At 70.6% G+C, this 360-nt stretch carries 1 protein-coding gene; it reads right to left on the reverse strand.

Going from position 1 to position 360, the window contains the following annotated elements:
• On the reverse strand, positions 1-360 hold a 360-nt coding region (locus tag K206_RS40725), incomplete at both ends, for a condensation domain-containing protein (protein WP_043368102.1).

Consider the following 360-nt stretch of genomic DNA (forward strand, 5'->3'; position numbering starts at 1 on the left):
TTGATGAACAGGCCCAGCATCTGCTGGGAGCCGGGCAGGTCCGCCGGGCGCCCGGCGACGGTGGCGCCGAAGGCTACGCAATCCTGGCCGGTATAGCGCTGCAGCAGCAACAGCCACGCGGCCTGTACGAGGGTGTTGAGCGTGACTTTCTGCGCGCGGGCGAACGCCGCCAGCGCGGCGGTACGGTCGGCATCGAGCAGATGATGCTGCTCGGCATGGCCTTCGCCATGTTCAGGCGCGGGCAGCGCGGCCATCAGCCGGGTCGGGGTATCGAGCGCGGCCAGTTGCGCGGACCAGAAGGCGCGGCTGGCGTCCGCGTCGCGGCCTTGCAGCCAGCCGATATAGTCGGCGAAGCGGCCG

Source organism: Cupriavidus sp. WS (assembly GCF_000395345.1).
Classification (GTDB): Bacteria; Pseudomonadota; Gammaproteobacteria; order Burkholderiales; family Burkholderiaceae; genus Cupriavidus; species Cupriavidus basilensis_B.